The sequence below is a fragment of the Solirubrobacter soli DSM 22325 genome (assembly GCF_000423665.1).
In the GTDB taxonomy this organism is placed as follows: domain Bacteria; phylum Actinomycetota; class Thermoleophilia; order Solirubrobacterales; family Solirubrobacteraceae; genus Solirubrobacter; species Solirubrobacter soli.
In genome coordinates this window covers 178,660-190,775 of record NZ_KE384070.1, presented here as the reverse complement: position 1 = coordinate 190,775, position 12,116 = coordinate 178,660, and the positions used below count along the sequence as shown (strand labels likewise).

The 12,116-nt window shown below is 71.5% G+C and carries 9 protein-coding genes; 4 read left to right on the top strand and 5 right to left on the bottom strand.

Annotated features, from left to right (window positions below; genetic code table 11):
- Positions 1 to 90 precede the first annotated feature (90 nt).
- The gene (locus G569_RS53790; RefSeq protein ID WP_053227377.1) at positions 91 to 693 is read left to right on the top strand and encodes a hypothetical protein; all 603 of its coding nucleotides are present in this window, start codon (positions 91 to 93) and stop codon (positions 691 to 693) included.
- A 46-nt stretch (positions 694 to 739) separates the two neighbouring features.
- Here the strand turns inward: G569_RS53790 and G569_RS0133810 are convergent, their stop codons facing one another.
- A complete protein-coding gene (locus tag G569_RS0133810; RefSeq protein WP_028066698.1) occupies positions 740 to 1,786 on the bottom strand; it encodes an NAD(P)/FAD-dependent oxidoreductase in 1,047 nt (348 codons plus the stop codon).
- 16 nt (positions 1,787 to 1,802) lie between these two features.
- Complete coding sequence (locus G569_RS59540; RefSeq protein WP_084285986.1) at positions 1,803 to 4,898, bottom strand: S8 family serine peptidase; 3,096 nt, start codon at positions 4,896 to 4,898, stop codon at positions 1,803 to 1,805.
- A 247-nt stretch (positions 4,899 to 5,145) separates the two neighbouring features.
- Between G569_RS59540 and G569_RS59535 the strand changes: the two genes are divergently transcribed.
- Positions 5,146 to 5,745: a helix-turn-helix transcriptional regulator gene (locus G569_RS59535; RefSeq protein WP_028066696.1), complete on the top strand. Its 600-nt coding sequence runs from the start codon at positions 5,146 to 5,148 to the stop codon at positions 5,743 to 5,745.
- Entirely contained in the window at positions 5,742 to 6,503 is a 762-nt protein-coding gene (locus G569_RS0133795; protein WP_028066695.1) for a TIM barrel protein, read from the top strand. Before G569_RS59535 ends, G569_RS0133795 begins: the two co-directional genes overlap by 4 nt.
- Positions 6,504 to 6,509: 6 nt before the next feature.
- Here G569_RS0133795 and G569_RS0133790 read toward each other — a convergent pair whose 3' ends face one another.
- A complete protein-coding gene (locus tag G569_RS0133790) occupies positions 6,510 to 7,928 on the bottom strand; it encodes a BPSS1187 family protein (RefSeq protein WP_028066694.1) in 1,419 nt (472 codons plus the stop codon).
- Positions 7,929 to 8,096: 168 nt separating this feature from the next.
- Here G569_RS0133790 and G569_RS53775 point away from each other — a divergent pair, with 168 nt between their 5' ends.
- A complete protein-coding gene (locus G569_RS53775; protein ID WP_084285985.1) occupies positions 8,097 to 8,885 on the top strand; it encodes an AfsR/SARP family transcriptional regulator in 789 nt (262 codons plus the stop codon).
- Here the strand turns inward: G569_RS53775 and G569_RS53770 are convergent.
- Both G569_RS53770 and G569_RS0133775 read right to left on the bottom strand, forming a co-directional pair.
- Positions 8,882 to 10,834, bottom strand: coding sequence for an oxidoreductase (locus G569_RS53770; RefSeq protein WP_053227374.1), 1,953 nt, complete (start codon positions 10,832 to 10,834; stop codon positions 8,882 to 8,884). The genes G569_RS53775 and G569_RS53770 overlap by 4 nt on opposite strands.
- 2 nt (positions 10,835 to 10,836) lie before the next feature.
- The gene (locus G569_RS0133775) at positions 10,837 to 12,099 is read right to left on the bottom strand and encodes a branched-chain amino acid ABC transporter substrate-binding protein (RefSeq protein WP_028066693.1); all 1,263 of its coding nucleotides are present in this window, start codon (positions 12,097 to 12,099) and stop codon (positions 10,837 to 10,839) included.
- Between the last annotated feature and the right edge of the window lie 17 nt (positions 12,100 to 12,116).

The following is a 12,116-nucleotide window of genomic DNA, read 5'->3' as shown; positions in this document are numbered from 1 at the left end:
TGACTGGGGTCAGGTAACGCGCCACGTTCGGTTATCGCGCGGCGGCCTTGGGGAGTGCTTGAGAACCTAAAACGATTCGTAGGGGGATCGATGTCATTCACCCGTCTGGCCGCCGTTGCGGCCACGACCACGTGCGCCCTGATGCTCTTCGGCGGCACCGGTGTCGCCAATGCCCAGGACAGTCCGGCGCGGCTGTCGCAGGTAGTGCCGATCAGCGGCAAGAGCACCAACGGCAAGCAGCAGTTCACCGGCACATACACGATCGAGAAGTTCATCTCCAAGGGCGGCAAGCTCTACTCGGTCGGCACCGTCAAGGGCAAGGCCGGCCACAAGAAGGTCACCAAGGACAACGTGCGGCTGCCCGCGGGCGTCGCCAACGCATCCAGCGCCGCCGCTGGCGCCCAGGCAGCACAGGTGCCGCCGCTGCCGCTGCCGCCGCTGCCGGCCGGGAACACGTGCTCGATCCTGAGCCTGGACCTCGGCCCGATCAACCTGAACCTGCTGGGCCTCGTGGTCCGCACCAACCAGATCCAGCTGCGCATCGACGCGGTCCAGGGCCCGGGCAACCTGCTGGGCAACCTGCTCTGCGGGATCACGGGCCTGCTCGACCCGAACGCGCTCGCCAACACCCCGCTGGGCCAGCTCGCGCAGATCCTCAACTCGCTGCTCGCGCTGTCACCCCGCACCGCCTGAGCCACCCGGTGTGGGACGCCGCGAGGCGTCCCACACCGCGTCACCTTCAGACTCGGGCGGCGGCCTCCGCTGCCACACGGTCCCCGGTCAGCACGCCGAACTTGAATCCACGGCCGCTGCAGGCCGACACGGCCACCACCCGATCGCGCGCGACCATCTGGAACGCCGCGCCGGGCAGCCACGTGTAGATGCAGCCCTGAGGCTCGCGCGCCGGGCCGTCGACCGTGACGAAACGGTCGGCCACCCACTGCGCGAGCGTGGCCAGCGCCGGCTCGCGCGGGCGGCGATCGCCGCCGTCGAGATCCGCGGGTGGGCCGGGCTCGTGCAGCCCCACCTTGAGCAGACCGTCGGGCTCCACCAGCGCGTACACCTCGCCCGCCTCGATGTCCTCGATCACGGTCGGCGTCGGCCCGTCCGCGAGACGGTGGTAGCTGACGCTCTGCAGCGTCGGCTCCGCGGGAATCACGATGCCCTGCTCAGCGGCCAGCCGGCGCAGCCACGGACCGCCGGCCAGCACCGCCGCGCCCGCTTCGAGCACCTCGCCGGAAGCCAGCCGCGCCGCGACATGGCCGTCGGCGCCGTCCAGGCGCTCCATGCGAGCGCCCTCGCGAACCTCGGCTCCCTCGGCTTCGGCGCGCTCGCGCAGCGCGGCGAGCACCTGGTCGGCGTATAGGACCGACGCCGCGGGATCGCGCAGCGCGCCGCCCGGCGGCCGCAGCGTCGGGTAGATGCGCTGCACGTCGCGGCCGTCGAGCACCTCGACGGGCGCGCCGGCGGCCTGCATGGCGGCGAGGAACCGGTCGGCCTGTTGGATGCGCAGATCGAGCCCGCCGACGTTCGAACGAATCCGGCGTCCGCTCTCGCGCTCCAGGCCGAGCCACAGCTCCTCGGCCGCCAGCGCGTCGCGCACGTCGGCCTCGTCCTGGTGCAGCAGCCGGAAGATCCGCGCCCGCCCGTGGCTGGAGCCGTACAGGGTGCCGACCTCGAACTGCTCCAGCACGACCGGCCGCAGGCCGCGCCGCACAAGGCCGAGCGCGGTCGCCAGACCGACGACGCCGGCCCCGATCACGAGCACATCGCTCTGAGCGGTCATCCCGCAGCTTCCCCTGTCACCCGCGGACGATCGTGAACTGGAGCTGCTGCGACGTCTGGCCCGCGGTCAGCACGAGCGTGTAGGCGCCGGGGGTGAGCTTCCGGGTGCGGGAGAGCCACCCCTGGAAGCGGACCGTGTTCGCGCCTGCGTGACCGGCGAAGGTGAGCGAACCTCGCTGGAGCGTGCACTTGGGGCCGCGCTCGTTGCGCGCGGCGCACTTGCCGCCGACGGCGCGGCCGCCTCGCGGCTGGGTGAAGTCGAAGCGCACCGGTGCGGCGCGGTCGAGCACGTAGGTGAACGTCGTTCCGATGGGAGCGCGGCTGGCCTGCGCGAGCTTCGGTGTCGCGGAGAGCCGGAACCGGCGGCTCGACACGCGCGCCCCGGAGATGCGCGCGGCCGCGGGCGCGACGGTGGGCTGGGGAATGACGGGGTTCGTTGGGTTCTGGGCGGCGGGCGGGTCCAGGAGGACGGGGGTGATCGTGGTGATCGTCGCCCTTCCGGCCACGGTGTGCGGCTCCGGCGCCGACGTGCTGGTGCCGAAGTCCGCCCCGCCCGCGTAGGTCGCGGTCAGCGACCGTGCGCCGACCGACGTCAGCGTGATGTCACAACCGCCGGCGGCGACCGTGGCGGTGCAGCTGTCGATGCCGTCGCTGACGGTGACCGCTCCGGCCGGCGTACCCAGGCCCGCGCCCGCCGTGACCGCGTACCGCACCGTGACGGGACGATCGACATCCGACGGGTCGGGAGCGTCGGACTGGATCACGGTGGTGGTCGCGTGCCGGTCGACAGTGTGCGCTCCGCCGGGCGAGACGCTGCCCGCGAAGCTCGCATCGCCGGAGTAGGTCCCGGTCAGCGTTCTCGCGCCCGCCGTCGTCAGGGTGATGTCGCAGAACCCGGCCGCAAGCGCAGCCGAGCAGTCGTCCACGCCGTCGCTGACCCGCACCGACCCGGTCGGCGCGCCCGCTCCGGGCGGCACGGCGGCGACGGTGAACTTGATCCGCACCGCCTCGCCGACGAGCGACGTCGTCTTCGTGTCCTCGATCGCGACCGCGCTGTCGGCGCGGTTGACCTGGTGCGCCACGGCGGCCGAGACCGGGCTCGGATTGTCGTACGCGTCGCCACCGTAGGTCGCGGTCAAAGACTTCGCGCCGGGCGTCGTGAACACGAGCGTGCACTGGCCTTCGAAGACCGTGCTCGAGCAGGAGCCGGCCCCGGCGCTCACGGTCACCGTTCCCGTCGGCGCGCTGTTGCCGAGCACGTCACCCACGACGCTGTAGTGGACCGTGACGGGCTGGCCGACCACCGACGGATCGGGATGCTTGATGCCGATCGTCGCCACCGTGTTCGCCCTCAGCGCGGGCGATTGGAGCGCCGCGTTGAGGTTCAGCCGCCGGCCGGAGACCGTCTTGAGGTTCAACGCGGCGAGCGGGTCGCCGGTGTTCAGCAACGCCGCCTTGACCTGGGCGACGGTCGCCGAGGGCTTGGCCGAGAACAGCACGACGGCGGCGCCCGCGACGTGTGGTGTCGCCATCGATGTGCCGTTCAAGTACTGGAAGTCGCTGCTGCCGTACGTTCCGCCTCGACATCCCAGGCGGACGTTGTCGACGTAGATGCCGTTCGCGGTGACGCTGGCGTCGGACGTCAGCCGGAACCGGTAGTAGCGGTTCCCCGGCGCGCCGAGGCCGAGCCCGGCGGCTCTCACGGAGCCGTTCGTGTGGCCGATGCGCCTGAGGTCCGTCCACGCCGTGGCATCCGGCGACGACTGCACGTACAGCCAGTCGACGCCGTCCTGGAGGAATGTCCCGTAGCTGAACTTCATCGCGCAGTTGGTGCTCGTGCCGGCGTCGACGCGCGCGGTGGTCCGGATCGCCACGTCGGCGTTGTTGGCGTAATTGGCGTTGGGCGAGTCGACCAGCCAGTTGGTGTTGAGCGCCGACTGCGTACCCCACGGGCCGCTCTGCACCGTCCACTTGCCGATGCCACTCTCGAAGTCGTCGCTGAAGAGGTCGGTGACGTGCGGCCGCTCGGAGTAGACGTCGACGCCCGGTGCCGCCAGGTCGACCGACGCGGCGCCGAAGTTCGAGAAGCCCGCGAGCGCGTCGCGGTTGTCGGTCGCGGCGACGCAGATCAGGTTCGCCGCCGTGTAGCTGCACGGATACGTCGGCGCCGCGTCGTTGTCGTCGCCCACCCCGTCCGTGCCGCCGTTGCCCGCAGCGACCACGAACAGCGTGTTCGGGTGCGTGCTGATCGCGTCCGACATGGCCTGCGAGAAGCCGCCGCCGCCCAGCGAGGCGTTGACCACCCTGGCGCCGTTGACCGCCGCGTACGTGAACGCGTCCGTGATCGTCGCGTTCGTGCCGGAGCCCTCGGTGTCAAGCGCGCGCAACGGCATGATCGACGCCCGCCAGGCCACGCCCGTGGTGCCGGTGGCGTTGTCGCCGCGGGCCGCGATCGTGCCCGCGACGTGCGTCCCGTGGTCGTTGGTGTCCCACGGGTCGTTGTCGCCCTCCACGAAGTCCCAGCCGCGGACGTCGTCCACCCGGCCGTTCAGATCGTCGTCGAGCCCGTTGCCCGGGATCTCGCCCGCGTTGACCCACATGTTCGGCGCGAGGTCGGGGTGGTCGTACGCCACGCCGCTGTCGACGACCGCCACCACCGTCGACGCGCTCCCGCGGTTGTGGTCCCACGCCTCCGGGGCGTCGATGTCGTCGTCCGCCGTGCCGGCCGCGCCGCCGTTGACCGCCTGGCCCGTGTTCTCCAGCCCCCACAACCTGGCGAAGAGCGGGTCATCCGGGTAGGTGGAGCTGGCGTGGTAGATCCAGTTGGGTTCGGCGTACAGCACATCCGCGCGCTGCTCGAGCGCCGCGATCGCGTCGTCGACGGTCTGGCCGCTCTCCACCGTCACGAGCTGCACGCCCGACGCCATCAGGCCCTGCTTGACGCGCACCTCCGCCGCCGATCGCGCGCCGGCACGGTCAGCGCCGTCCGCTCCGGACCGGAACGCCACGACGACCTCGCCCGGCACCGCGTCGGGTTCGGCCGCGTCGGCAGCCGCCGGCAGCAGGCCGAGCGCGATCATGGCCGCGATCAACACGGCGTTCCGGAGACTCATCGTGACTCCCTACCACGTGCGGGCTCGCCGCCGCAAGCACATTTCGCACATCTGTGCGATTGGCCAGCTGTGGGCGGGTTCCGATACTGCTTGTGAGCGCTGCAAATGGATGGGGTAGGTCGCAGCGCTCAGGACGTCGGCGATCGGCGAGAGCGGGTGTTGTACCGGGCCCGCTCTCGCCCCGCCGTCACCCCGCGCGGGTGAGGCGCGGTCACCCGGCGCGTCACGACGCTGGCGCCGGAGACGAATGTCCGCGACCCGCCTAGGCGCCGAAGGCTTCGAGCCGGTGTTCCGGACGGCGTTCGAGCGCTCGTCCAACGCGATGCTCATGGTCGACCTCGACCGCCGCATCGTCGCCGCCAACGAGGCGAGCGCCGTCATGGCGGGCCGTTCCACGGACTGGCTCGTCGGCCAGCCGGTCGCGACGATCCTCGACGACCCCGCCGAGGCGCCCGACGACGAGACCTGGCGAGCACAGGTGCTCGCGGGCGAGTCCTTCGGCAGCCGGCGGATCCGCCGGCCCGACGGCTCGACGCGCATCGTCGACTTCGCGATGCGCGCGACCCGCATCGGTCCCCGCACGCTCGTGCTCGCGGTCTGCCTCCACGAACGCTCCCGGCAGGACCAGGACCGCCCGCGCGAACCCGCGAAGCTGACGCCACGCGAGCGCGAGATCGTCCACCGGATCGCGCTCGGCGACGTCTCGGCCGACATCTGCGCCGAGCTGCACATCGCCCCGGACACCGTCCGCGCCCACGTGCGCAACGCGATGGCGAAGACAGGCGCGCGCACGCGCGCCCAGCTGATCGCGATCGCGCTGAGCGACGGCCTCCTCGAGCTGCCATGAGGCGGTCGGCCTGCATCGAGTGGTTGTTCGCCGAGGACGGCGCGTCCGTCCCGGAGCGGATCCACCGCGCGGCGGACGCCGGGCTCGACGGAGTCGAGTTCTGGCACTGGCGGAACAAGGATCTCGCGGCGGTCGCCGAGGCGGCGCGCGCCGGCGGCCTCGCGATCGTGATGATGCTCGTCGAGCCGCAGGTGCCGATCGTGGATGCCGGGCGGCTGGCGGAGTTCACCGAAGCGGCGGAGGAGTCGGCGCGCGCGGCGGAGACGATCGGCTGCGCGACGCTCGTCGTCGCCTCGGGCGAGCGCCTGCCACACGTGCCGGCGGCGGAGCAGGACGCCGCGATCGTCGCGGCGCTGCGGGTGGGCGGCGAGATCGCGGGCCGCCACGGGCTCACCCTGCTGTTCGAGCCGCTCAATGACATCGACCACCCGCGGGTCTTCGTCACCGGCACCGAACACGGCCTGCGACTGGTCGAGGAGACCTCCTCGCCCCACGTGAAGCTTCTCTACGACGTCTACCACTCGGCGGTGATGGGCGAGGACCCTGGCGTCCCGATCGGCGGGAAGGGCGAGCTGATCGGCCACGTTCACGTGGCCGATCACGCCGGGCGCCACGAGCCCGGCACGGGGGTCATCGACTGGCCCACGGTGCTCACCCGGCTCGACGAGGCCGGCTACTCCGGTCACATCGGACTGGAGTACCGGCCGACTTCGGACACGCTCTCCTCGCTGGAGTACCTCGCGTCACATCGCCTCTGAGTTCCCCTACGGCATCGTCGTCGACAGCGTGAACGTCAGCGTCCTGCTGTAGGTGCCGGTGCGCAGCGCCTGCGTGGTGCCGATGTGCTGCTTGAACGTCACCGTCGTCACCTCGTTGGACACAGGGCCGTTCCATGCGGTCTTGGACAGCTCCACCAGCAGCGGTTCGGAGAGCCCGAACGCGCCGTTGGTGAGGTTGCCCGGATCGGCGTTCGTGAGCGCGGCGTTGCCGGCGCTGGACGTGACCGTCGCGGTCGTGGAGGCCGTGTAGGTCCGGTCGACCCCGGCGACGAACGCGCCGAACGTCGCCGGGGGGCCGAGCGTGAGCGAGAGCGTCGCGGGAACGGTGCCGCCCACCGTGCCCGCGGCGAACGTGGGTCCGCAGGCGTCGCCGGTCCCGTTGTGGTCGGAGTCCGTCTGGTCGGCGTTGGCGACGAGCGGGCAGTTGTCGACCTGGTCGAGCCGCGTGTCGGCGTCGCTGTCGCCGAGCACGGAGCGCCAGGCGTTGAGCAGCTTGCGCGAAGGCGTGAGGTCCGGTTCACGGGCGATCCAGCCATCCCGTGAAGCGCTCGTGTGGTACGGATCGGCCACGCCGTCGAGCCTGAACGGCTCGATGTTCATCACGAGCAGCGGCGTCCCGAACGGCGGTTGGCGATCGTCGATGAGCGGTGTATTCGCCGGGAGCGGGCAAGCCGGCGCCATGCCCAGCGCGAGGTAGGCGTAACACGCCCGCGCGTAGAAGTTGTCGCGTGCGTGGATCAGCGCGAAGTAGCGATTCGACGTTGTCAGCCCGGGCTTCACCCACCCGTGCTTGGCATCCGTCCAGCCGCCGAAGGTCACGACGCGGTGCAGTGGGTGCGCCATGCCGGCCACGACCGCCTGCCCGGCGCCGAGCGACTGGCCGCTCATCGCGATCTGCGACCACGCCGGCTCCGTGCCGCTCGCGTCGAGGAACGCGGCCCACCCCTCGGTCGGGTACGTCGCCGCCAGATACTGAAGCGCCTTGGTCAACCGGTTCTCGATGCTGTTGGGCCGATCCACCGCGACGACGGTCGACTCGCCCTTTCCGTCGAGGATCTCCATCCGCGCGTCGAAGGCGCAGTTGGCTGGTGAGGCGGGCGGCTCGACGCTGTTCCCGCAGCCGGCCGGCGGGGCCGCGGCGATCGGGACCTCGTTCTTGTAGGCGAGGACGATCGTGTGGTAGCCGAGACGCGCGCCTTCGGCGCCGAGATCGGACCAGTCCGGCGGGAGATTGGTCAGGCCGCCGCCCGCCATGATCACCAGCAGCTTTCCGACACGCCGCGCCGGATCGCTCGCGAGAAAGACCTGGTGCGAGCCGCGGCTCCCATCGATGGCGGCGTCGTTGACATTCGCCGCGACCACGTGCGTGGGCTCGACGGCGCGGGCCTCGGCGACGATGGCCAAGAGCCCGATCGATGCCAATACCGGTGCCAAACTCCGGCAGGACGGCATGCTGTCTCCTCTCGCGGCGTGTTCGAGTCGCGGGCGAGCATCCGCCAACGCGGTTACCGCGCGGTTACAGCCGTGAGCGGAAAATGAGCGCGCCGCTGCGGGAACCGGTAGCGTCAGCCCGTGACGCCAGCCGCAGGAGTCACGAGCTTCCGCATCCTCGGCCCGATCGCGGTCGCAGGTCCTCGCGGGCCGTTGCCCGTCCACGGCGCGCGACAGCTCGCGCTGTTGGCGTTCCTGCTCATCCACGCCAACCGCACGGTCTCCACGGATCGGCTGATCGACGCGCTGTGGCGCGACCAACCCCCGAAGGGCGCCGTCAAGCGCGTCCACGTCGCGGTCACACGCCTGCGCACCACGCTCGACCCCACCGGCGAGTCCCGCGCCGGCGGCCCGCTGCAGACGGTCACCGGCGGATACCTGCTCGCCGTCGAGCCGGATGCGCTCGACGCCGACCTGTTCCGGGCGCTGATCGTGGACGGGCGAGGTGCGCTCGGCGGCGGTCGGTCCCCGGACGCCGCCGCCGCGCTCCGGCGGGCACTCGCGATGTGGCGCGGTCCGCCGCTCTCCGAAGTCGCGTTCGAGGATTTCGCCCAGGCCGAGATCCGCGCGCTCGAGGAGCTCCGGCTCGACGCCGTCGAGCTCGTGATCGAGGCCGATCTCGCGTCCGGACGCCATCGTGAGGTGCTCGGCGAGATCGAGTCCCTGATCCGCGAGCGCCCGCTGCGCGAGCACCCCCGTGCCCAGCACATGCTCGCGCTCTATCGGTCGGGCCGTCAGGCCGACGCGCTCGCGGCGTTCCATGACCTCCGGCGGACGCTGCTGGCCGACCTGGGGATCGAACCGGGCTCCCACATCAGGGCACTGCAGGAGGCGATGCTGCGCCAGGATCCAGCGCTCGAAGCGTTCTAGACCTCGGCTCCCGCGCGGGCGCCTTCGGCGACGGCGTCGAGCAGGGTGCGTGGCGCGAGCGCGTCGCCGGCGACGATGACGCGCAGGTCGGGCCGCGCCGCGGCGAGCTCGTCGCGGAGGCCGGCGAGCGCGTGGCGGTAGCCGGCCATCACGACCACGTCGACGCCCTCGCGCCGCTCGTCGCGCTCGGTGTAGAGATGGCGGAGCGTGACGCCGTCGCCGTCGCTCGACACGCCGCTCAGGTGCGGGGTCATCACGACCTCGGCGAGCGCGAGGCGGCGGAGGACGAACGGCTGCTGGGTGGGATCGATCTCGCCGCCCACGACGGGATGCGTCGTCGTGATCTCCACCGAGAAGCCGGCGGCGACGAGCCGCTCGGCGGCGGTCGGGGCGAGGAAGCCGCCTTCGTCGTCGAGCACGAGCGCCAAGCCCGACGCGACCTCGGGGGCGCCGTCCTCCAGCAGCGCGTCGACGTCGATCACCGGGACCGGCCCAGGCAGCGCGGCGGCCGGGCGGAGCTCGGAGCCGGTCGCGACGATCACGGCGTCGGGCGCCTCGGCCAGCACGGCCTCGGCGGTCGCCGCGACGCCGGTGCGGAGCTCGGCACCGGCGGTCCGGGCTTCCTCGCGCAGCCAGTCGATGTAGCGCGCCCAGCGTTCGCGGCCGCGTCGCTCGCCGGCCAGGCGCGCCCGGCCACCGAGGTGCGGGCGGCGTTCGAAGAGCACGACGCGGTGACCGCGCAGGGCGGCGCCGCGGGCCGCCTCCAGGCCCGCCACGCCGCCGCCGACGACGACGACGTTCAGCGGCTGGTCGGTCGGGACGAGCGTCGCCAGGTCAGGGTCGCGGATGCCCGGGTTGACCGAGCACCACATCGGCCGGTCGGTGTAGAGGCGGCCGATGCAGCCTTCGTTGAGCCCGATGCACGGCCGCGCGCGGCGGCCGGCTCGCGCCTTCGACGGCAGATCGGGGTCGGCGATGATCGCCCGTGTCATCGCGACCAGGTCGACGCCGCTCGCCACGCACGCGTCGGCCATCGCCGGCTCGACGTTGCGCCCGGCCACGAGGACCGGGATGCCGAGCGCTTCACGGAAGCGCCGCGCGAGGTCGTTGAAGACGCCCTCGGGCAGCTCGTCACCCGGCACGAAGTACGCGGTCGACAGGCGCGACGCGCCCGTGCCGCCGCTCACGCTCAACACGTCGATCGCGCCGGTGGACGCGAGGCTGCCCGCCACCGCGATCATCTCGTCGGGGCCGAGCCCGCCGCTGAGACACTGATCGCCGGCCATGCGGAAGGAGACGATGAACTCGTCCGACACCGCCGCCCGCACGGCTGTCAGCACCTCGCGGCCGAAGCGCGTGCGGTTCTCCAGGCTGCCGCCGTATTCGTCCGTGCGCGTGTTCACGCGCGGGTCGAAGAACTGCTCGATCAGATGCCCGCCGAACGATGTCACGTCACAGCCGTCCCAGCCGCAGCGCTCCAGCCGCGCGGCGGCGTCCGCGAACCGCTGCACGATCGCCGGGAGCTCGGAGACGGCCAGCGGCACCGGCACCTCGAGGTGGACGCCCTCCGGCAGATCCGACGGCGCGCGCAGCGGGATGCCGGTCAGCGTCGACGTGCCGCGCCGTCCCATGTGGGTCATCTGTGACATGCACAGCGCGCCGTGCTCATGGACGCCGTCGGCCAAGGCCCGGAGCGCCGGCTCGTTGCGTTCGTCCCACAGCGAGACCGAGCCGTAGGACGCCGCCGTGGTGGGATCGACCGAGGCCGAGCCGAACGTCATCACCAGGCCAACCCCGCCCGCGGCCTTCCGGACGTGATAGGCGACCTCACGCGCGTCGATCAGCCCGTCGCGCCCCCAGCCCGCGGCGTGCGGGGTGGACACGATCCGGTTGCGCAGGAGCTTGCCACGCAGCTCCAGCGACGAGAAGAGGTGCGGGAAGTCGGTCATGCCTACAGCGACGAGCCCTTGATGACCTTGATGAACTTCAGCTGGCCGTCCTCGACGCCGTCCAGCGCCATGTCGGTCGAGGACGTGTCGCCGTTGGCGTCGATCGAATACTTGCCGAGCGCGCTCTCGCGGTCCTTGGTTGCGAACAGCGCCTTGACGATGTCGGCCTTCTCGCCCGTCTTGGAGCGCTTGATCGCGTCCAGTGCCAGCTGCATCGACTCATACCCGTAGATCGAGTACGGATCCGGGGTGCCGCCGAACTTCGCGGCGTAGTCCTTGAAGAACTGCTGGCCCGTCGCCGGCAGCTGATCGGGTGGCAGCGTCGGCGACGTGCACTTGTACCGCGCCGCCACATCCGCCGGGATCCCCGTGTCCTTGTTGATGAAGCCCGACTCACACGTGCCGTCGGGCCCGTAGAGCTTGGCGTTGGGAATCCCCGCCGCCATGTCCTTGAAGAGCTGCACCGCGTTGTTCTGCGTCACGCCCGAGTACGCGAAGCAGTCGGCACCCGCCGCCTTGGCCCTCTGCGCCAGCGAGCGGTAGTTGGGGGCGTTCTTGTCGATCCCGTCGTTGGCGATCACGTTCAGCCCCTGCTGCTTGGCCGCGATCACGATCGCCTGCGCGAGCCCCGCGCCGTAGGTCTCCTTGTCGTTGGTCAGCTCGACCTTCGTGCAGCCGTCCTCCTTCATCGTCGACGCCATCGCCGGCCCCTTGATCGAGTCCCGAGGCACCACCCGCACGTAGTTGCGCGTACCGGCCGGATAGAACTTGTCCGGCTCACCCGCGGCCGACCCCGGGTCCTTGGTCGTCAGCCCCACGTACGTGTTCGCGGGGCTGATCATCGGCACCCCGCCCTCGTTGAGGATCGGGATCGAGACCGCCGCCGCGCCACTGTTGAACTCGCCCAGGTACACCGCCGTATTGGAATCCTGAGCGACCTTGCGGGCGTTGGCCGTCGTCGCCTCCGGCGTCCAACTCCCCGCCTGCGCGGTCGAGTTGTCCAACGAGACGAACTTGATCTTGAACTCGCCCGCCTTGCCGCCGTTCTGCTCGAGCGCGAGCTTCTCGCCGTTCACAACCGACCGCGACTGCGGGCCACCCGCACCCTGCAGCGGCATATCCGAGTAGATCGTCAGCGTCTTGCCGCTGCCTCCCGCGGCGTCGCCGCCACCACCACCACTGTCGTCGCTACCGCACGCCCCGACACCCAGTGCAAGGGCGCCCACGAGGCAGCCCACGGCCGCCGTGTTCCTGGAACCGAACATCTCTCTCCCCTCAACGA

Coding starts and splice junctions, on each gene's coding strand:
- G569_RS59540 (WP_084285986.1), bottom strand. CDS start 4,898: ATGAGTCTCCGGAACGCCGTGTTGATCGCGGCCATGATCGCGCTCGGC.
- G569_RS0133795 (WP_028066695.1), top strand. CDS start 5,742: ATGAGGCGGTCGGCCTGCATCGAGTGGTTGTTCGCCGAGGACGGCGCG.
- G569_RS53790 (WP_053227377.1), top strand. CDS start 91: ATGTCATTCACCCGTCTGGCCGCCGTTGCGGCCACGACCACGTGCGCC.
- G569_RS53770 (WP_053227374.1), bottom strand. CDS start 10,834: ATGACCGACTTCCCGCACCTCTTCTCGTCGCTGGAGCTGCGTGGCAAG.
- G569_RS59535 (WP_028066696.1), top strand. CDS start 5,146: ATGTCCGCGACCCGCCTAGGCGCCGAAGGCTTCGAGCCGGTGTTCCGG.
- G569_RS0133810 (WP_028066698.1), bottom strand. CDS start 1,786: ATGACCGCTCAGAGCGATGTGCTCGTGATCGGGGCCGGCGTCGTCGGT.
- G569_RS0133775 (WP_028066693.1), bottom strand. CDS start 12,099: ATGTTCGGTTCCAGGAACACGGCGGCCGTGGGCTGCCTCGTGGGCGCC.